Genomic DNA, 16,966 nt, shown 5'->3' with positions numbered 1-16,966 from the left:
GGCGGTGATGCTGTCGCGCGGGAACCGGTCGGGGGGTCGGCCGGACGCGGAGGGAGCGGCCATGGCGGGGGACGCCGGATCGGGCGGAGTGCGGGAAGTGCTGCTGGTGCTCGCGGTGGCGGGCGCCGGCCTGGCGCTCGCCGCGGTGGCCGCGTTCGGGCCGTGGCAGCCGTCCGACGACGGCCCGCAGGACCGTGGTGCCGCCCGCAGCTTCACCCCCGGGATGAGCGCCCCGCACGCCCCGTAGCGGTCGCGGAGGGGTGATGCCCGGTCGAGAGTCATACCTTCTCCGGCCGGGCAGCGGGCGGCCGGGCGGAAAGCCGGTGAACCAGGGCCCGGACGGCCACGGACCCGCGCGTCAGGGTGCCGTCGCCCGGTCGCTCAGCAGGTCGGCGAGCGTGGTCCGGTCCACGACCAGGGCGATCGCGCCGTCCACCGCCAGCCACACGTCCCGCAGGCCGGTGGCCACGCCGTGGTAGCCGGCCCGGTCGGCGGGAATGCCTCGCACGCTCGTGATCGCACCACCCACCGCGCGCAGCACGTCGCCCACGCTGATCTCGTCCGGCGGGCGGGTCAGCGCGTACCCGCCCTCGGTGCCGCGATGGCTGTGCAGCAGTCCGGCCCGCCGCAGGTCGAGCAGGATCCCCTGGAGGAAGCTGAGCGGGATGTCCTGGCTCTCGGCCAGGCTCGCCGCCTTGACCAGCTCGCCGCCGCCGGCCGCCGGGTCGCCGGTGGTCCCGGCGGCGTCGGCGACGGCGAGCATGGCCCGGAGCGCGTAGTCGGCGCGCGCGGAGATGTACACGACGTCAGTTGCCGGCCTGGTCCAGCACGCCCCAGCGGCGGCGGATCGCCTTGTCGGCGGCCCCGAACGCGGTGTCCACGAGCAGACCCACCACCAGGATGACGATCATGATGGCCATCAGGCGGGGTGCCTCGCTCAGCTCGCGCGCGTACGTGAGCTGAGCGCCGATCGAGGTGCGGGTGGCGATGACCACCAGCAGCTCACCGGCCATCAGGCTGCGCCAGGCGAACGCCCAGCCCTGCTTGAGCCCGGCCACGATGGCGGGGAGCGCGGCCGGTGCGATCACGTACCGGTAGAGGTTGAGCCCGCGCGCGCCGAGGTTGCGGCCGGCGCGGACCAGCAGCGGCGGCACGTAGTCCACGCCGTGGATGACGCCGTTCGCCACCGACGGCGCGGCCCCGAGCACCACCACGAAGAAGATCGCCTGCTCGCTGAGCTGGAACAGCAGGATGGCCAGCGGGAACCAGGCGATCGACGGCATGGTCTGCAACGCGGTGATCATCGAGCCGAGGGCCGCCCGGAGCACCTTGACCCGGGCGACGCCCAGGCCGAGCAGCAGGCCGACGGCGACGGCTGCGGCGAACCCGACCGCCGCCCGCCGGGCGGTGGTGGCCAGGCCCTCCCAGAGCGCCGAGCTGAGCAGGTACTCCCCGAGGTCGCCGAAGACCACTGCCGGGCCGGGCAGCGCCCACGGCTCCTTCCACCCGGACCAGACCACCGCCTGCCAGATCGCCACCGCGAGTGCGAGCGCGGCGAACTTGGGCCAGGTGGCCGACCACAGGCGGCGTACCCGGGACGGGCCCTTCTCCCGGCCGGCGATCTCCAGCGCGTCGAGGCCGGAGATCTCCGCGTCGGTTCGCGCCGACCCGGTGAGGGTGTCACTGGCCATGCCGGCCCACCTCCTTGCGCAGCCGGTCGGTGACCTCGGCGGCGATGGCCGAGACCTCCGGCGAGTCGATCCGCCGGGGGCGCGGCACGGCGACCTCGGTGGAGTAGATGATCCGGCCGGGCCGGCTGGAGAGCAGCACGATGCGGTCGGCGAGCCGGGCCGCCTCGCGCACGTTGTGTGTGACGAACAGGACGGTGAGCTTGCGCTCGGTCCAGATCCGCTCCAGCTCGTCGTGCAGGATGTCGCGGGTCATCGCGTCCAGCGCGCCGAACGGCTCGTCCATCAGCAGCACCGGCGTCTCCAGCGCGAGCGTGCGGGCCAGCGCGACCCGCTGCCGCATGCCGCCGGAGAGCTGGTGTGGCCGCTTGCGGCCGAACTCGGACAGGTGGACCGTGCGCAGCAGCTCGGCCACCCGCTCCTTGCGCTGGTCGCGGGGGAGTCCGCGCAGCTTCAGCGGCACCTCGACGTTGCCCTCGACGGTCAGCCACGGGAACAGGGCCGGCTCCTGGAACATCAGTCCCGGGTTGACGCCCTCGCCCAGCTCGATCGCGCCGCCGCTGGCCCGGTCCAGGCCGGCGACCAGGTTGAGCAGCGTGCTCTTGCCGCAGCCGGATGCGCCGACCATGCAGACGAACTCGCCCGGGGCGACGTCCAGCGACAGCCCGTCCAGTGCCAGGACCGCCTGCTCGCCCTGGCCGTACACCTTGGTCACGCCGCGCAGCGCGACCGAGCCGGTCGCGCTACGCGGGGTCGTGCCGGTCGACGTCACGGCTGGCTGACCTCGGCCTTGCCCTGCGCCTTGAGCACCTCGTTGAGGTACTTCAGGTCGTAGAGGCCGTTCAGGTCGACCGGCTGGGTGAGCCCGACCGCGACCGCGTGGTCCAGGCCGGTCTTCAGCGACGACGGGATCGGGTCGTTGGTGAACTCCAGCGTCGGCCATGCCTGCTTGATCAGCTTGAGGTCCAGCGGCTTGCCGGTGATCTTGCCGATGTGGTCGGAGATGGCCTGCTGCGCCTCGTCCGGCTTGGTGTTGACGAACTCGTTCGCCGCGACCTGACCCTCGACCAGCTTCTTCACCACGTCCGGGTGTGCCTTGAGGAACTTGGTGCTGACCAGCAGGTTGGTGATGACGAACTTCTTGTCCGGCCACAGGTCGCGCTCGTCGACGAGCACCTTGCCGCCGGCGTTGACCAGCCGGGAGACGAACGGTTCGGGCACCCAGGCGCCGTCGATGGCGCCGCTGCCGAACGTCTCGATCGTCTGGGCGTTCTCCTGCGGCACGATCTTGACGTCGCCGCCGCCCTCCTTGGTCGTCTCCAGGCCCTTCTCCTTGAGCCAGAAGCGCAGCGCCACGTCCTGGGTGTTGCCGAGCTGCGGGGTGGCGATCTTCTTGCCGCGCAGCTGCTCCACCGAGGTGATGCCGGGCTTGACCACGAGCGCGACGCCGCCGGACGCGGCGCCGGAGACGACCCGGACCGCCTCGCCCTTGGACTTCGAGAAGGCGTTCACGGTCGGGTTCGGGCCGATGTACGTGGCGTCGAGCGCGCCGGAGAAGACGGCCTCGATGGCGGCCGGGCCGGCGTTGAACGTCTTGGTGTCCAGCTCGACGTCGCTGCCGAGCTTCTCGGCGAAGATCCCCTTCTCCACGCCGACCACGGCCGGGGCGTGCGTGATGTTGGGGAAGTAGCCCAGGCGCAGCGTCACCGGGCCGGACGCGGCGCCGGCGTCGCCGTCCTCGCCGCAGGCGGCGGTGCCGAGCGTGGCCGCGCCGACCGCGGCCAGGGTCGCCAGGGTGACCAGGCGGCGCAGGGTGAGCCCTCTCATCGAATGTCCAATCCGCAGTATTCCTATTTAGTTGGTAGGAAGAGTGGGGCAAGCGGCCGTCCGCGTCAAGACCCGTCCCGCGACAGTCCACCGTTCGGCCATGGCACACCGGCGGTAGAGCCGGTACCGAGGCGCTAGTGTCGATCTCGTGCCGACGCGGAGAGCGAAGATCCCAGCGACGAAGTACCCGGTCGAACGGTTCACCCTCGACAACGGCCTGCGCGTGGTGCTCACGCCGGACCGCAGCGCCCCGGTCATCGGGGTGGCGGTGGTCTACGACGTCGGCATCCGCTCCGAGCCCGAGGGCCGCACCGGGTTCGCCCACCTCTTCGAGCACCTGATGTTCCAGGGCTCGGAGAACCTGGAGAAGCTGGCCCACTTCCGGCACGTCCAGGGCGCCGGCGGGACGTTCAACGGCTCCACCCACCTGGACTACACCGACTACTTCGAGACGCTGCCCGCGAACGCGCTGGAACGGGCGCTGTTCCTGGAGGCCGACCGGATGCGCGGCCCCCGGCTGACCGAGGAGAACCTGCGCAACCAGGTCGACGTGGTCAAGGAGGAGATCCGGGTCAACGTGCTGAACCGGCCGTACGGCGGGTTCCCCTGGCTGACGCTGCCCCCGGTGATGTTCGACACCTTCCCCAACGCGCACGACGGCTACGGCTCCTTCGTCGACCTGGAGTCGGCCACCGTGGCCGACGCCGCCGACTTCTTCCGCCGCTACTACGCCAGCGGCAACGCCGTACTCGCGGTCAGCGGCGACATCGACGTGGCCGAGGCGACCACGCTCATCGAGCGGCACTTCGGGGACGTGCCGGCCCGGCCCGCCCCGCAGCGGCCCGACTTCGCCGAGCCCGACCTTACCGCCGAGCGGCGCAGCACGTACACCGACGCGCTGGCGCCGCTCCCCGCGGTGGCCGGCGCCTGGCGGGTGCCCGACCCGGTCAGCGACTTCGCCGGTTACCTGCCGTACGTGGTGCTGGCCGAGGTGCTCACCGACGGCGACGCCTCCCGGCTGGTCGAGCGGCTGGTGCAGCGCGACCGGTCGGTCACCAGCCTCGGCGGGTACCTCGGCTTCATGGGCGACCCGTTCGACGTACGCGACCCCACCGCGCTGCTGCTCCAGGCCCACCTGCCGCCCGGCGGCGACGTGGACAAGGTGCTGCGCACCATCGACGAGGAACTGGACCGGCTGGCGGCCGACGGGCTGACCGAGGGGGAGCTGGCGCGTACCCAGGCCCGGATGGCCACCCACCTGCTGCGCGACACGGACGCGGTGCTCGGCCGCGCGTTGCGGATGGCGGTGCTGGAACAGCAACGCGGCGAACCCGGCCTGCTCAACGACCTGCCCCGGCTGGTCGGCGAGGTGACCGAGGAGCAGGTCCGCGCCGCCGCCGCCACCCTGCGGCCCGAGCGCCGCGCGTCCGTCGAGGTCGTCGCCGGAGGTGGCCGATGAGCACGAGTACGACCGCCACCACCGTCCGGCCGCTGCCGGCGCTGCGCCCGAACCGCCGCCTCAAGGTGCCCAAGCAGGCCGAGCGCACGCTCGCCAACGGACTCACCGTGATCGCGGTACGCCGCTCCGCCGTACCGCTCGTCGAGCTGCGACTGTGGATGCCGTTCGGGCGTACCCACCTGGCCCGCGGCGCGATGCTGGCGCAGACCATGCTCTCCGGCACCGAGGCGCACAGCGCCACCGAGCTGGCGGCCGAGTTGCAGAAGGTCGGCGGCGGGCTGACCGCCGGTCTCGACCCGGACCGGCTGATGCTCTCCGGCGCGGGCCTGGTCACCGGCCTGGACCGGATGCTGGAGCTGCTCGCCGAGGTGCTCACCGGGGCCACCTACCCCGCGGACTGGGTGGAGACCGAGCGGGACCGGCTGGTCGACCGCATCCAGGTCGCCCAGAGTCAGCCGTCCCACCTGGTCCGCACCGCGCTGCTCAAGCGGGTGTACGGCCGGCACCCGTACGCGGTGCAGACGCCCGACCCGGACCAGGTCCGGGCGGTCCGCCCGGCCGCGTTGCGCCGGCTGCACGCCGAGCGGGTGCATCCGGCCGGCGCGGTGCTGGTGCTCGTCGGCGACGTGGCCCCGGACCGGGCGCTGAACGCGGCCGAGCAGGCGCTGTCCGGGTGGCGCGGTGACGGGCACGTCGCCGAGCTGCCCCCCGCGCCGCCGCTGGAGCCCGGGCCGCTGCTGCTGGTCGACCGGCCCGGCTCGGTGCAGTCCTCGGTACGCCTCGCGCTCCCCGCGGTGCCGCGTACCCACCCGGACCACGCCGCGCTGCAGCTCGCCAACCTGATCTTCGGTGGCTACTTCTCCTCCCGCTGGGTGGAGAACATCCGCGAGGACAAGGGCTACACGTACGGGCCGCACTCGCTCGTCGAGCACTCGGTGGCCGGTTCGCTGCTCGTCGCCGGCGCCGAGGTGGCCACCGAGGTCACCGCGGCGGCGCTGGTGGAGACGAACTACGAGCTGGGCCGCCTGGCGACGGTGCCGCCGAAGGCCGACGAACTGGAGCAGGCCCGCCAGTACGCGCTCGGCACGCTTCAGCTCGGCATGTCCACCCAGGCCGGTCTCGCATCGCTGACCAGCGCGTACGCCGGCAACGGGCTGCGTCTGGACTTCCTCGCCGAGCACGCCGCCCGGCTGGCCGCCGCGACTGTGGACGACGTGGCCGAGGTGGCCGCCCGCTACCTGGCCCCGGCCCGCGCGGTCACCGTCGTGCTCGGCGACGCCGAGCGGGTGGCCGACTCGCTCGCCGCGCTGACACCGGTGCGTACGGAATCCGCATGAGCGGGGAGTCCGCCCCGCCGCTGGCCCGGTCGACGCTCGACCGGGCCGCGCACCGGCGTACCGATCCGGGCTGGCTGACCGAGGCGTGGGAACGGGCCCGGGTGCTGGTGCTGGACTCGGCCGCCGAGGGCAGGGCGCTGGTACGGGGCGCGGCGAACCCGCCGGAGCTGGTCCTGGTCGGCCCCGGCGAGCTGCCCGAGGTGCCCCGGTCGGTGCCGATGTTCCTCGGCGTCGAGCCCGATGGCGTACCCGTGTTCGCGGTGGACGGGCCGCTTCCGGCGCTGCCGGACACCCGTCCGGCCCACCTGCGTGAGGTGGGCCACCTGATGACCGACCGGGACTCGGGCCTGTTCACCACCGCGCTGGCGCTGCTCAACTGGCACCTGCGGCACGGCTACTCGTCGACGACGGGCAAGCCGACGAGCGCCGACGAGGCCGGCTGGTCGCGGATCGACCCGGACGGCGACCGGGTCTGGCCGCGTACCGACCCGGCCATGATCGTGCTGGTGCACGACGGTGTGGACGGTCCGGACGGCCGCTGCCTGCTCGGCAACAACGCGGCCTGGCCGCGCACCCCCGGACAGCGCCGCTACTCGTGCCTGGCCGGATACGTCGAGCCCGGCGAGTCGGCCGAGGCCGCCGTGCTGCGCGAGGTCCGCGAGGAGGTGGGCGTCCCGGTCGAGCAGATCGCGTACGTGGGCAGCCAGTCCTGGCCGTTCCCCGGCTCGTTGATGCTCGGCTTCCTGGCCCGCGCCGACGCGGACGCGCCGATCCGGGTGGACCTGGCCGAGATCGCGCACGCACGCTGGTTCACCCGCCGGGAGATCGGCGCGGCGCTCGCGGGCGAGCCGGTGCCGGTGGGCGGGGGAGATCGGCTGGTCCTGCCGCCGCCGTCCTCGATCGCGTTGTTCCTGGTGCACCGCTGGCTCGACGGCCACTGCTGACCGGCCGCCGCCGCGGGTGGACGCGGCCCCGACCCGGACCGTCGTTGCCGCGACAGTCGCGGGCCGGGAACACGTGCCGTCGTGGCCGGGTGAGGCGGGAAAGCGGCGGGGGAGGCCGGTCCGGCCACGACGGACGTCAGCGTCCGGTCATCCGCCGTCCCAGCGGTACGGGTGGCCGGGGGCTGGTTCCTCGATCGGCAGCACCTTGACCCGGTGCCGGCCCGCGCGTACCGCACCGACTGCGGACAGTGCGCGGGCGAGCAGGAGTGCGGCGTCCCGGTCCTCGGCGTGGACGACCTGGCGGCGGGGCTCCGGCGTGCTCGTCTCGTCACGCAGACGGCCCCCGCCCGCCCAGGCGGCGGCGATGTCGGCGTCGGCGGCGCTACGGATCTCGGTGCGGACGATCAGGAACCGCATGGTGTCCCCCGGACAATCGGCGGTTACACGCTGGAACTTCCACGTCACTCCCGCGTCATGTTACGCCGATGTGTCCGCCCGGCAAGGGGAACGCGCCAGCTCGACCGATCGGGGGATCCCAGGTCAGCACCGTTGTCGGGGATGGACGCGCGAGGGGCCGCCGGCTCGCGCCGACGGCCCCCCGTGGTTCGCCGGATCAGTCCAGATCGAACTGGCCGCTCTTCGTGCCGGTGAGGAAGCCGAGCCAGCCGGCCCGGTCGAACAGCAGGACCGGCCCGCTCGGGTCCTTGCTGTCCCGCAGCGCCACTGTGGCCGGCCCGGAGCCGAGCGGCGCGACCTCCACGCAGTTGGAGGTCTGGCTGCGGGTGCTCTTGCGCCAGGCGGCGCCGGCGAGCCGTCCCGACAGGGCGGTCGTGCTGGTGTGGATCTCGTTCATGGTGCTTGCTCCTGGTGAGGTGCTCCGATGGGATCGAGCGACGCCGGAGCGCGGGCGGTGTCCGTGCCGGATCACCGTTCCGTGGTGAGGCGCCCCGAGTCCCGGCGTCGCTGGGCCGGCGCCGTTGCCGGCCCGTACGCCACCGTGGACTCGACTGCCGTGCCGGTCAGCCGTCCCGTCGCCTCGATCAACCAGGAGAGGGTGTCCGATGCGGAGAGTGCCGACGAGCATAGCCACTCGAACACCACTTTATAGCGATTTAGGGTGTTTACCTCGGTCGACATGACGTCGGTGAACCCACCTTCGATGGCGAGCGTCTCCGGATCGAGGGGATCGGCGAACCGGTAGACCGAGAACGCGGTCGGCGGAAGGTACCAGTCACCGACCCGCGTGTCCCGCAGCAGCAGACGCAGCGTCACGTTCGGCAGCAGCGCCATCTCGCACAGGTGGACGAGCTGCTCGTGCAGCACCTCCGGCGGCCCGGCGCGGCGGCCGAGCGCGGCCTCCTCCAGCACCGCGGTGTAACGGGGCACCTCGGGGGAGCGGGTCAGCAGCGACTGGCGGGCCTGCCGCGCGCGTACCTCGGTCTCGGGGTCCTCGGTCTCCGGGTCACCGGCCTCGGCGGCGACCTGCGCGGCGGACATGATCCGGTGCCGGGCGTACCCGGGCGTCTGCAACAGCCCCGGCACCAGCACCGGGTTGTACTCGGAGATCTCCGCACAGCCGGCCTCCAGTTCGGCGAAGGCGCGCTGCTGCTGGGTCATCACCGGGAAGTTGCGCAGCCAGCCGCGCATGTCGCCGGCCTCGTGGGTGATCCCGGTCAGTTCCGCGCGCTGCTCCTCGTCGGCGCCGTAGAGCGTCAGCAACACGTCCACGTCGTCCGGGTCGGGACGGCTGCGGCCGTTCTCCAGGCGGGACAACTTGGATGCGGAGGCCCAGCCGATCCGCTCGATGACCTGGTCACCGGTCAGACCGGCCTGTTCGCGGAGCCGACGCAGCTCGGTGCCGAGTCGACGACGGCGCAGAATCGGGCCTGGTACGGCAGGAGGCACGGCGTCCTCTTTCCCGTCGACCGCCGCTTGACGCGACGGTAACTGTATGAAATTCGCCCCCCACGGTCAGTATGGACGGCGCGACCGGCGCCGGAGGTTCCGGCAAGGGCGTGTCACGAGACAAAAAGAGGACTGTGGAGGGCGTCTTCACCAGCGCCCGCCCCCGACGCGCCGCTGGTGGCGCACCCCCGCCGGAGGGAACCGATGCGCACCGTCCTGCGCCGCCCCGACTTCCGTCTGCTGTTCGCCGCGCTCGTCGCGAGCATGGCGGCGGAGTCGGTCCTGCTGCTCGCCCTGGCCGTCTGGGTCAAGGATCTGACCGGTTCGGACAGCATGGCCGGGGCGACCATCTTCGCGGTCATCGCGCCGATGGTGCTCGCCCCGCTGGTCGGCTGGGTGGTCGACCGCTACCGCAGGCGACCCTTCTTCATCGCCGCCAACCTGGTCGCAGCAGTGCTGCTCGGCCCGCTGCTCACGGTCCGGGACCGCTCCGACGTCTGGGTGATCTACGTGGTCGCCGCGCTCTACGGGCTCTCGTACATCACCCTCACCGCCGTGCTCAACGGACTGATCCGGCATCTGGTACCGGCCGAGCTGCTGGCGGACGCGAACGGGTTGCTGCAGACCGTCCGGCAGGGCCTGCGGCTGATCGGGCCGCTGGCCGGGGCGGGCGTGTACGCCGCAGTGGGCGGCTGGCTGCTGGTCCTGCTGGCCATGACCGGCTTCCTCACCGCGGCGGCGGTGGTCGCGCGGCTGCGCGTGGAGGAGGGCACACCGTCGCGATCCGGTCGTCGCGGGCCGTCCGAGCTGGGCGCGGGCCTGCGCCACCTGACCGGCGAGCCGGCGCTGCGCCGGGCGCTGCTCGGGTACGGGCTCGGCTCGCTGGTGATGGGCTTCACCGAGTCGCTGATCTTCGCGTACGTCGATCTGGGCCTGCACCGCGACGCCGCGTTCGTCGGCGTGCTGGTCATGGTGCAGGGCGTCGGCGGGCTGGTCGGCGGCCTGTTCTCGGCCGCCGTGGTCCGCCGGTTCGGCGAGGTCGGCGCGCTCGCCGCGGGCGTGACGTTCTTCGGACCGGCCGCGCTGGCGCTGGCGTACCCCCGGTTGTGGCTCGGGGTGGTGGCGCTGCTGCTGGCCGGCCTCTCGCTGCCGCTGACCATGGTGGGGTTGAACACGCTGATCCAGCGGCGGACCCCGCCGCGGCTGCTCGGCCGGGTGACCGCCGCGTCGGAGGCCCTGGTCAGCGGGCCGCAGGCGCTCTCCATCGGCACCGGCGCGCTGCTCGTCGGCATGTTCGACTACCGGCTGCTGTTCGCCCTGGTGGGGGCCGTCACCACGGCGGCCGGCCTCTACCTGTGGCGGGGCCGCGGGCTGACCACCCCGGTCGCCGGACCGGTCCGGATCCCGTCGCCCCGCAAACCCGCCGACGACGGGGTGCTCAGCCGCGGCGGGTCCTGACGAACGGCGAGCGGCCGCACCCGGATCGGGTGCGGCCGCTCGTGGCGTCGCGGCGGATCAGCCGGGCAGCGCGGCCAGGTGCTGCTTGACCTGCGTGATCGAAGGGTTGGTCAGGGCGCTGCCGTCGGCGAAGCGCAGCGTCGGGACGGTCTGGTTACCGCCGTTGACGCTCATCACGAAGTCCGCGGCCGTCGGGTCCTGCTCGATGTCGACCACCTCGTACGCGATGCCCTCCCGGTCGAGCTGCGACTTCAGCCGGTGGCAGTAGCCGCACCACGGGGTGGAATACATCGTCAGCATGGTCTGGTCCTCCAAGGGGTGGCTCGCGCCCGGTCCGATCAGGCCAGGCTAACCGCTGCAACGTCACACGATGCTGGATGATTCCCTGCTGTGGGCGTTCACTCAGCGGCGGAACGGGTGCTGGCCGGGCTGGATCCGGAGCAGCGCTCAGCGGTGACCGCCCCGGCCGGCCCGGTCTGCATCCTGGCCGGCGCCGGCACCGGCAAGACCCGGGCGGTGACCTCGCGGATCGCGTACCGGGCGCTGACCGGCGACATCGCCGGCCGGCACGTGCTGGCGGTCACGTTCACCGCCCGCGCCGCCGCCGAGATGCGCAGCCGTCTCGGCGTGCTCGGGGTGCAGGGCGTGCAGGCGCGCACGTTCCACGCCGCGGCGCTGCGGCAGGTCCGCTACTTCGCGCCCCGGCTGCTGGCCGGGCGGGCCATGCCGGAACTGCTGGACAGCAAGGTGCGGGTGGTCACACTCGCCGCCGCCAAGGTCGGCCTGCGCGCCGACCGGGCCGCCGCCCGCGACCTGGCCGCCGAGATCGAGTGGGCCAAGTCGTCACTGGTCGAGCCCGGGGAGTACGTCGTGGCCGCGGCCAAGGCGCTGCGCGAGACGCCGTACGACCCGGCCCGGGTGGCCGACGTGTTCGACGCGTACGAGCGGCTCAAGCGCGGCAACGGGGTGATCGACTTCGAGGACATGCTGCGCGCCGCGGTCTGGGGCATCGAGGAGCACCCGGACGTGGCCGAGCAGGTGCGCAACCAGTACCGGCACTTCGTGGTCGACGAGTACCAGGACGTCAACCCGCTCCAGCAGCGGCTGCTGGAGGCGTGGCTGGGCGGCCGGGACGACCTGACGGTGGTCGGCGACGCCAGCCAGACGATCTACTCGTTCACCGGTGCCACCTCGTCGTACCTGGTCGACTTCCCCCGCCTGCACCGGGGCGCGACTGTGGTCCGGCTGGTCCGCGACTACCGCTCCACCCCGCAGGTGGTCGGGCTCGCCAACGCGGTGATCTCGCAGGCCCGGGGCACCGAGGCGCGGCTGCGGCTGGAGCTGCACGGCCAGCGCCGCCCCGGCCCGGAGCCGGAACTGCGGATCTTCACCGACGAGCCGGCCGAGGCGAACGCGGTCGCCGCGCGCTGCCGGGCGCTGGTGGCGGGCGGCACCCCGGCCCGGGAGATCGCGGTGTTGTTCCGCACCAACGCGCAGTCCGAGGCGTACGAGAAGGCGCTCTCCGAGGCCGGCGTGCCGTACGTGCTCCAGGGCGCGGAGCGGTTCTTCGAACGGCCCGAGGTGCGCCAGGCGATGATCGCGCTGCGCGCCGCCACCCGGTCGGCCGACGCGGGCACCCCGTTGCCGGCCGCCGTGGTCGAGGCCCTCACCGCCGTCGGCTGGGCGCCCGACGCGCCCCCGCCCGGTGGCGCCGCGCGCGAGCGGTGGGAGGCGCTCGCCGCGCTGGTGCAGCTCGCCGAGGAGTACGCGGCGCAGCCCGAGGCGGAACCCGGCCTGACCGGGTTCACCGAGGAGCTCGCCCGGCGGGCCGCCCAGCAGCACGTGCCCACTGTCGAGGGCGTGACGCTCGCGTCGCTGCACTCGGCGAAGGGGCTGGAGTGGGACGCGGTGTTCCTGGTCGGGCTGGCCGAGGGCACGCTGCCCACCACGTACGCGAAGACCATGGAGCAGGTCGAGGAGGAGCGGCGGCTGCTCTACGTCGGGATCACCCGGGCCCGGGAGTGGCTCTGGCTGTCTTACGCCACCGCGCGCTCGCCGGGTGGGCGGGCCCGGCGGCCCTCCCGGTTCCTGCCCCAGCTCGACCGGTCCGGCGGCGGTGAGCGGGCCGGCGGCACCGGACCGGCGCGGCGGGCCGAGCGGCGCCGGCCGCAGGTGGTCTCGTGCCGGATCTGCGGCGCCACGCTGCTCGCCGGCGCGGACCGCAAACTGGGCCGCTGCCCGACCTGCCCGTCGGACATCGACGAGGAGCTGTACGAGCGGCTGCGCGAGTGGCGGCAGCGGGTGGCGGGCACGCAGAAGGTGCCGGCGTACGTGGTCTTCACCGACGCCACGCTCACCGCGCTGGCCGAGCGGAAGCCCGGCCGCACCGAGGAACTGGTGGCGATCGCCGGGATCGGGCCCCGAAAAGTCGGGCTTTATGGGGATACCGTGCTCGCCCTGGTGTCGGGCGCCACGGTGGACGAGGTCTGCCCACAGAAAACTTCTGAAAACTAGCCGTAAATCGTTTGCCCTCGCCCGAGGGCGAGGAATAGCCTCATGACACACCTCGCGAGCGGCGCCGTTCTGGCTGCTCAAAGGGATGAGTCCACGGTCGGCACGAGGAGAGTAGGGAGGTGGCACCAATGAAGATCTTCACTTATGAGCGTCTTGCGGCGATGCCGTCTGCCGTCGCTCCGCTGTCGGCTGTCCGGGTGGCCCTCGCCGCTCGACCGTCGGCTCCGCAGGTGCACCAGGTCCCGGTTCAGGCCGAGCTGAACCTGACCGTTGCGCCGATGGCCGGAGTCGAGGGGACCAGTGGCTTCGCGGGCAAGGGCATCGATGGCGCCAAGAAGCGCACGGATGTCCGCGGCGTTCCACCTCGAGGTAGACCGGTCTGATCCATCAGACCACCGGCTCACCTCGAGGCCGCGGAACCCGCATACCGGGATCCGCGGCCTCAGTTTTTTGTCCCGCCGAAGTACGTCGGAATGCGATCCACGAGATCGAAGTGAGAGAGAGGTGACCGGAGGATGAGTCTGGCGTTGGCCCCGCTCGACGTGAGCGTCGACGTGGAGGCGAACCTGCCCTGCCGGAAGTTCGACCCCGACCTGTGGTTCTCCGACTCGCCCGCCGAGCTCGAGCTGGCCAAGTCGCTCTGCGGGGACTGCCCGCTGCGCGTCGAGTGCCTGGCCGGGGCGGTGGAGCGAGCCGAGCCCTGGGGCGTCTGGGGCGGCGAGATCTTCGAGCGTGGCGCGGTCGTCCCGCGCAAGCGGCCCCGTGGCCGTCCGCGCAAGGAGGACCTCGCCCGTGACGCGCAGCTCCGGGTCGAGGCGGAGGCGCGACTGGCGGCCAGCGGGCTGTCCGAGTCGCGAAGCTCCGTCCGGCTGGCAGCCTGACACACCTACGTTCCGAACCACGACCGATGCCGGTGTCCCTCCACCGGCCGACCTGAGAGAGAAATTCTGATGCTGAACCTGCCGAACGGATTCGAGATGCAACTACTCCACGAAGCGTTGTCCAGGGCCCGAATGCGCCGGCCTCAGGCCGGTCGCACCACCACGAGCACTGAGGCAACCCGTTCCGCCCGTACCGTCGCCATGCGGGGTCGCAGCCAGTCGGCCCGCGACCTGGGCGTTCTGTAGAACGATCGCGTGAGGAAGGGGCGGTGACCGACAGGTCACCGCCCCTTCGCCGTGCTCGTCGCCGGCCCTGCCCGCTCGCCGGCCCGCCGCGCTCAGGCCACCGGCGCGAAGCCCGGTAGCCAGCGTTCCAGGATCGACCGGTAGGACGCCTTCGCCTCCAACTGGCAGAGCACCCCGATCGACCCCAGCGTGACCCGGTGGATCATCAGGTACGACGGGGGCAGGTTGAGCTGCCGGCTGAGCTGGTAGGCGGGGGAACGTGGGCTGGCCAGCCGGGTCGCCTCGCCCCGCAGCCAGGCCCGGGTGAAGCGGAACTCGTCAGCGGCGATCGGCTCCAGCATCGGACGCAGGAAGTCCAGCACCGCCGGGGCGTCGATCGACTCGGTGCGGCTGACGAAGCCCTCGGCGCGCAGCCCCTCCACCACCGCGTCGGCGTCCCCGCGCAGCGCCAGCGCCGCGATCCGGCCGATCGGCTCGGGCGTGCCCTGCGGCATCCGGGCCACCGCCCCGAAGTCGATCACGCCGAGCCGGCCGTCCGGCAGCAGCCGGAAGTTGCCCGGGTGCGGGTCGGCGTGCAGCAGCCCGGCCCGCTCCGGCGCGGACAGGTGCAGCTCGGCCATCAGCCGGCCGGCCTCGTCGCGCTGCTCCTCGGTGCCCTCCCGGATGATCTGGGACAGCGGGATGCCCTCCACCCACTCGGTGATCAGCACCCGCGGCGCGGCGTCGAGCACCTCCGGGATGAAGATGTCCGGGTCGTCGGCGTACGCGGCCGCGAACGCCCGCTGCGACTCCGCCTCCAGCTCGTAGTCCAGCTCCTCGGTGATGCGCTCGCGCAGCTCGGCCAGGAGCGGCTTCACGTCCAGCCCCGGCTGGATGGCCCGGAACATGCCGCCGAGCCGGGAGAGCTGCTTGAGGTCGGCCAGCAGGGCGTCACCGGCACCCGGGTACTGGATCTTCACAGCCACGTCCCGGTGCCGGGGGCCGCCGTTCGGCCCGTACCCCGGGTCGCGCCAGACCGCCCGGTGCACCTGGCCGATGCTCGCCGCGGCGGCCGGGGTGTCGTCGAACTCGACGAACCGGTCGCGCCAGTCCGGGCCGAGCTGCTCGGCGAGCACCTTGTGCACCGTCGCCGCCGGCAGCGGGGGCGCGGCCTCCTGGAGCTTGGTCAGCGCCTGCCGGTAGGGCGCGGCGACCTCCTCGGGCAGCGCCGCCTCGAACACCGACAGGGCCTGGCCGAACTTCATCGCCCCGCCCTTGAGCTGCCCGAGCACGCTGAACAACTGCTCGGCGGTGCGCTGCTGGATCTCGGCGGAGATGACGTCGGACGCGAGGCCGGTCACCCGCTTGCCCATGCCGAGGACGGTTCGACCGGCGAACCCGAGCGGCAGGGCGGCGAGTTTGGCGGTGCGGGACACGGCCCGGCGCGGGATGTCGGTCACCCGGCCATTGTTACCGACTCGGGGCCTCCGCTGCTGCCGTGCGGCGGGTAGCGGCCGGGGCCGACCGGATCGGGCGACGCCGGCAGCAACCGCAGGAGGGGTGTGGCGGCCACCGTCGGTAGCGGACCCGGCCCGGACCGCGGATCTCCACCGCACCGCCGAGCGTCTCCGGCTGGGCGCCGTCGAGCTGGGCCAGCACCTCCGCCGTCGCGAACGCCGTCGCGGCGAGCCCGGTGGCGGCGGTGCAGGCACGTTCGCCCCGGTCGGCGGCGAGCTGGGCGGCGAGCGCGGGCCAGTCCGGATCCCGGTCGCCGCGGTGCAGGTCGAGGCAGCGCAGGCAGGGACCGGCGGGCGGGCGGACCAGCGGACCGACCACCGGTACGCCGCCGCGCAGGTCGAGCAGCAGGTGGGGCTGACGCCGGCGGGCGTACCCGGTGGCGAGCAGCTCGGCCGGACGGTCGACGCCGAGCTGCACCACCAGGTCCGGCCGGGTCGCCCGGGACGGGCCGGTCGCCGTTCCGGGCGCGCACCGCCCGAGCGCCGCGCGTACCGCAGGGGCCAGCGGCCGGCCCAGCTCCGCGGCGGTCAGGCCGGTCCCGACCAGGTCACCGGCGCCGACCGGGCCGGCCAGATCGGGTACGACGTGCCCGACCCCGGCCTGGGCCAGCGCGACGGCGACCGCTGCGCCGAACCGTCCCGTACCGGTGACCAGCACCCGGGCGGCACGGCGGCGGCGCAGCAGCCGGGCCGGTGTGCCGGGCAGGTCGGGCGACGCGAGCGCCAGCGCGGCGGCCTCGGCGGCCAGCCGGGCCCGGACCGTTCCGGCGAGGTCACGGGGGAGCAGGGCCTGGGCCGGCACCACCAGCCCGGCGTCCCGGAGCGTGTCGAGCAGGGCGCGCGCCTCGTCGGGCGGAACCCGGGCGGCGCCCGCCTCGGCCAGCACGGCGCGTTCGCTGCGGGTGCCGTCGAGCAGGTCGAGCAGGCGGGCCGTCCCCGGCGAGGACATCTCCAGCAGCACCGCACGGCCGGGCGGCTCGCCGAGCTGGAGCGTGTGCCGGTCGCGCCAGAGCCGGGTCAGGCCGGGCAGCAGGACGGGACGGACGAGCGGCATCGGATCGGTCACACCACTGATCGTGACCGTCTCCAAGCGCTCCGTCGCTCGTTGTCCACAGGTGCGGTGTGCCGTGGCCAGCGTTGTCCACAGGATCTCGCCGGTTTTCCACAACTAGCCGGTAACTGTGTCGGCTACACGACGGGGGAGGACGGCC

General features: G+C 73.3%; 18 protein-coding genes. 8 read left to right on the top strand and 10 right to left on the bottom strand.

The features are described from left to right. Positions 1-61: 61 nt before the first annotated feature. Positions 62-247 carry a hypothetical protein gene (locus V6U82_RS16465; protein ID WP_334462116.1) on the top strand — a complete coding sequence of 62 codons (186 nt, stop codon included), beginning with the start codon at positions 62-64 and terminating at the stop codon, positions 245-247. A gap of 111 nt (positions 248-358) precedes the next feature. On the opposite strand, the gene V6U82_RS16460 is transcribed toward V6U82_RS16465, so the two are convergent. From V6U82_RS16460 to V6U82_RS16445, 4 genes are read right to left on the bottom strand one after another with little or no spacing between them, the layout of a single operon-like run. After that, positions 359-802, bottom strand: coding sequence for an RrF2 family transcriptional regulator (locus V6U82_RS16460; RefSeq protein WP_128137313.1), 444 nt, complete (start codon positions 800-802; stop codon positions 359-361). A gap of 4 nt (positions 803-806) precedes the next feature. Then, positions 807-1,691 carry an ABC transporter permease gene (locus tag V6U82_RS16455; protein ID WP_128137312.1) on the bottom strand — a complete coding sequence of 295 codons (885 nt, stop codon included), beginning with the start codon at positions 1,689-1,691 and terminating at the stop codon, positions 807-809. Further along, entirely contained in the window at positions 1,681-2,460 is a 780-nt protein-coding gene (locus tag V6U82_RS16450) for an ABC transporter ATP-binding protein (protein ID WP_128137311.1), read from the bottom strand. The genes V6U82_RS16455 and V6U82_RS16450 overlap by 11 nt, the downstream gene beginning before the upstream one ends. Next, positions 2,457-3,515 (bottom strand): ABC transporter substrate-binding protein, encoded by a 1,059-nt coding sequence (locus tag V6U82_RS16445; protein ID WP_334462113.1) that lies wholly within the window; start codon positions 3,513-3,515, stop codon positions 2,457-2,459. Before V6U82_RS16445 ends, V6U82_RS16450 begins: the two co-directional genes overlap by 4 nt. A 148-nt stretch (positions 3,516-3,663) precedes the next feature. Here V6U82_RS16445 and V6U82_RS16440 point away from each other — a divergent pair, with 148 nt between their 5' ends. Genes V6U82_RS16440 through nudC form a run of 3 tightly spaced genes read left to right on the top strand, consistent with a single transcriptional unit; the run spans position 3,664 to position 7,255 of the window. Beyond that, entirely contained in the window at positions 3,664-4,974 is a 1,311-nt protein-coding gene (locus V6U82_RS16440) for a M16 family metallopeptidase (RefSeq protein ID WP_128137309.1), read from the top strand. Further along, positions 4,971-6,311, top strand: a complete 1,341-nt coding sequence (locus tag V6U82_RS16435; RefSeq protein ID WP_334462110.1) for a M16 family metallopeptidase — start codon at positions 4,971-4,973, stop codon at positions 6,309-6,311. The genes V6U82_RS16440 and V6U82_RS16435 overlap by 4 nt, the downstream gene beginning before the upstream one ends. Beyond that, positions 6,308-7,255 (top strand): NAD(+) diphosphatase, encoded by a 948-nt coding sequence (gene nudC / locus V6U82_RS16430; RefSeq protein ID WP_334462108.1) that lies wholly within the window; start codon positions 6,308-6,310, stop codon positions 7,253-7,255. Before V6U82_RS16435 ends, nudC begins: the two co-directional genes overlap by 4 nt. A 147-nt stretch (positions 7,256-7,402) precedes the next feature. Here nudC and V6U82_RS16425 read toward each other — a convergent pair whose 3' ends face one another. The 3 genes from V6U82_RS16425 to V6U82_RS16415 form a co-directional block, all read right to left on the bottom strand. Further along, entirely contained in the window at positions 7,403-7,672 is a 270-nt protein-coding gene (locus tag V6U82_RS16425; protein ID WP_128137306.1) for a hypothetical protein, read from the bottom strand. A 196-nt stretch (positions 7,673-7,868) separates the two neighbouring features. Further along, positions 7,869-8,108, bottom strand: a complete 240-nt coding sequence (locus tag V6U82_RS16420) for a DUF397 domain-containing protein (protein ID WP_128137305.1) — start codon at positions 8,106-8,108, stop codon at positions 7,869-7,871. A 71-nt stretch (positions 8,109-8,179) separates the two neighbouring features. Beyond that, on the bottom strand, positions 8,180-9,160 hold the full coding sequence (locus V6U82_RS16415; protein ID WP_128137304.1) for a helix-turn-helix domain-containing protein: 981 nt from the start codon (positions 9,158-9,160) through the stop codon (positions 8,180-8,182). A gap of 204 nt (positions 9,161-9,364) precedes the next feature. On the opposite strand from V6U82_RS16415, the gene V6U82_RS16410 reads away from it, so the two are divergent. Further along, positions 9,365-10,618 (top strand): MFS transporter, encoded by a 1,254-nt coding sequence (locus V6U82_RS16410; protein WP_334462102.1) that lies wholly within the window; start codon positions 9,365-9,367, stop codon positions 10,616-10,618. 57 nt (positions 10,619-10,675) lie between these two features. Here V6U82_RS16410 and V6U82_RS16405 read toward each other — a convergent pair whose 3' ends face one another. Beyond that, positions 10,676-10,918: a mycoredoxin gene (locus V6U82_RS16405; protein ID WP_018784736.1), complete on the bottom strand. Its 243-nt coding sequence runs from the start codon at positions 10,916-10,918 to the stop codon at positions 10,676-10,678. A 90-nt stretch (positions 10,919-11,008) separates the two neighbouring features. Here V6U82_RS16405 and V6U82_RS16400 point away from each other — a divergent pair, with 90 nt between their 5' ends. The 3 genes from V6U82_RS16400 to V6U82_RS16390 all read left to right on the top strand — a co-directional run bounded on the left by V6U82_RS16400 (position 11,009) and on the right by V6U82_RS16390 (position 14,013). Continuing rightward, the gene (locus tag V6U82_RS16400; protein ID WP_334462098.1) at positions 11,009-13,132 is read left to right on the top strand and encodes an ATP-dependent DNA helicase UvrD2; all 2,124 of its coding nucleotides are present in this window, start codon (positions 11,009-11,011) and stop codon (positions 13,130-13,132) included. 128 nt (positions 13,133-13,260) lie between these two features. Next, the gene (locus V6U82_RS16395; protein ID WP_128138762.1) at positions 13,261-13,515 is read left to right on the top strand and encodes a hypothetical protein; all 255 of its coding nucleotides are present in this window, start codon (positions 13,261-13,263) and stop codon (positions 13,513-13,515) included. 132 nt (positions 13,516-13,647) lie between these two features. Next, positions 13,648-14,013 carry a WhiB family transcriptional regulator gene (locus V6U82_RS16390; protein WP_013288404.1) on the top strand — a complete coding sequence of 122 codons (366 nt, stop codon included), beginning with the start codon at positions 13,648-13,650 and terminating at the stop codon, positions 14,011-14,013. A gap of 338 nt (positions 14,014-14,351) precedes the next feature. On the opposite strand, the gene V6U82_RS16385 is transcribed toward V6U82_RS16390, so the two are convergent. Both V6U82_RS16385 and V6U82_RS16380 read right to left on the bottom strand, forming a co-directional pair. Further along, positions 14,352-15,698 (bottom strand): ABC1 kinase family protein, encoded by a 1,347-nt coding sequence (locus V6U82_RS16385; protein ID WP_128138763.1) that lies wholly within the window; start codon positions 15,696-15,698, stop codon positions 14,352-14,354. Positions 15,699-15,708: 10 nt separating this feature from the next. Further along, on the bottom strand, positions 15,709-16,809 hold the full coding sequence (locus tag V6U82_RS16380) for a TOMM precursor leader peptide-binding protein (RefSeq protein ID WP_334462171.1): 1,101 nt from the start codon (positions 16,807-16,809) through the stop codon (positions 15,709-15,711). Between the last annotated feature and the right edge of the window lie 157 nt (positions 16,810-16,966).

Origin of the sequence: Micromonospora sp. CPCC 205554, from assembly GCF_036902745.1 — a bacterium.
Classification (GTDB): domain Bacteria; phylum Actinomycetota; class Actinomycetes; order Mycobacteriales; family Micromonosporaceae; genus Micromonospora; species Micromonospora tulbaghiae.
The sequence above is the reverse complement of the archived record's forward strand: the minus strand, read 5'-3'. Positions and strand labels throughout refer to the sequence as shown.